Below are 1,446 nucleotides of genomic sequence, written 5' to 3' on the forward strand. Positions count from 1 at the left end.
CTCCACCCCCTCCACCTCGATGGGGAGCGCCACGGCGTCCGCGAGGTCGACCTGATCCACCCCGGTCGACTCGAGCGCCCGCACCAGCAAGCCGCTGCGGACGGCCGCGGCGGCCACGGGATCGATGACGGCCGCCTGGAGGGTCTCCTCCACCTCCCGCTGCACGCTCGCGCTGAGGCCGAGGCCCCTGGTGGCGCGCTGGAGCACGCGCTGCCGCTCCTGCGTCAGCGCGCGGATGGCGTCGCGGTCGCGGTCGGCGAACGCCTCGCGCATCCGGTCGCCGACGTCGAGCACGTCCTGGATGACCTCGCCGCGCTCGCGCACGAGGGCATTGATCGCGGCGGCGGCCGCCGACGGCTTCCGCAGCGCCTTGATCTCCTTGGCGAGCGCCCGGTCGGCCTCCTTCGCCGCCGCGGCCCGCTCCGCCACGAAGTCCCCCGGCGCGACCGCGTACAGCTCATCGGCAACCGTGCGCAGGTCCATGCGGGGGAGTGTACTCAGTGGTTCCGCAGCTCCTTGACGAGCTCGCCCTTGTTCTTCTTGGAGTAGCCGCTGAGGCCGAGCTCCTTGGCGCGCTTCTTGAGCTCGGGCACCGTCATGTCGTCGTACGAGCCGGCCGAGCCGCCCTTCTTGCCGACCGATTTCCGGCCGCGTGCGGCGGCCGCGTTGGAGATGCGGGCGGCCTTCTCCTTCGAGTCGCCTTCGTCGCGGAGCTTCTCGTACAGTTCGCGGTCCTTCAGCTGGGGCTGTCGTCCTGGCATGTCGTCTCCTTCCGTCGGACGGCACGAACGGTACGCCGCTTCGCCGGAACGACGAACCCCGCGCGAACCCCGCGCGAACCCGCCCACGATGAACCCGCGCACGACGAAGGGCCGCGGCGCAGTGCCGCGGCCCTTCGTGTTCGAGCGGGAGGTTACGCCCGCGGAGCCTTCGTCGCCTTGACGGCGTTGAAGTACTCGGTGGAGGGGCGCAGCCACATCAGCACGACGGCGACGATGGAGGCGACGACCTGCAGGGCGCCGAGACCGAAGCCGGCGATGATGTTCAGCAGCGACAGGGCGGTGAGCACCGTGAGGACGATGCGGGCCCAGTTGGCGCCGCGGCGCATCAGGAACGCGAACAGCACGAAGACGACCGCCCAGAAGATCAGGGTGACGATCGCCCAGGTGATGCCGAGGCCGATGGCGGCGTCGACGACCTGCTGGGCCTGCGCCGCGTCGACGGATCCCTGGGACTGGATGCTCTCGAGCAGCGAGTCACGGGTTCCGCCGATGGTCGCGAGGGTGATGATGCCGCCGATCACGCTGAGCACCGCGGAGGCGACGAACAGCCAGAAGGCGACGTTCACCGGGGTCGGCGGCGCGGTCGGCGCGGCGACCGGTGCGCCGGGGGCCGACGAGGCGGGGTAGGCGCCGGGCGCGGGAGGCGCGGGCGGCGGGTTGTAGG

Annotated in this window: 2 protein-coding genes and 1 pseudogene; all 3 read right to left on the reverse strand. The window is 71.8% G+C overall.

Going from position 1 to position 1,446, the window contains the following annotated elements:
- A pseudogene (locus tag ACR9ZG_RS18835) lies at positions 1 to 483 on the reverse strand (hypothetical protein); the annotation flags it as partial.
- Positions 484 to 497: 14 nt separating this feature from the next.
- The gene (locus ACR9ZG_RS18840) at positions 498 to 761 is read right to left on the reverse strand and encodes a DUF7218 family protein (protein ID WP_481286373.1); all 264 of its coding nucleotides are present in this window, start codon (positions 759 to 761) and stop codon (positions 498 to 500) included.
- Positions 762 to 913: 152 nt separating this feature from the next.
- Positions 914 to 1,446: hypothetical protein (locus ACR9ZG_RS18845; RefSeq protein WP_481286374.1), on the reverse strand; the 533-nt coding region annotated here is incomplete at its 5' end.

It is taken from the genome of Leifsonia sp. KNZ12-8B, from assembly GCF_056755495.1.

Excerpts from the sequence above, each read along its gene's own strand:
- ACR9ZG_RS18840 (WP_481286373.1), bottom strand. The coding sequence starts at position 761 with ATGCCAGGACGACAGCCCCAGCTGAAGGACCGCGAACTGTACGAGAAG.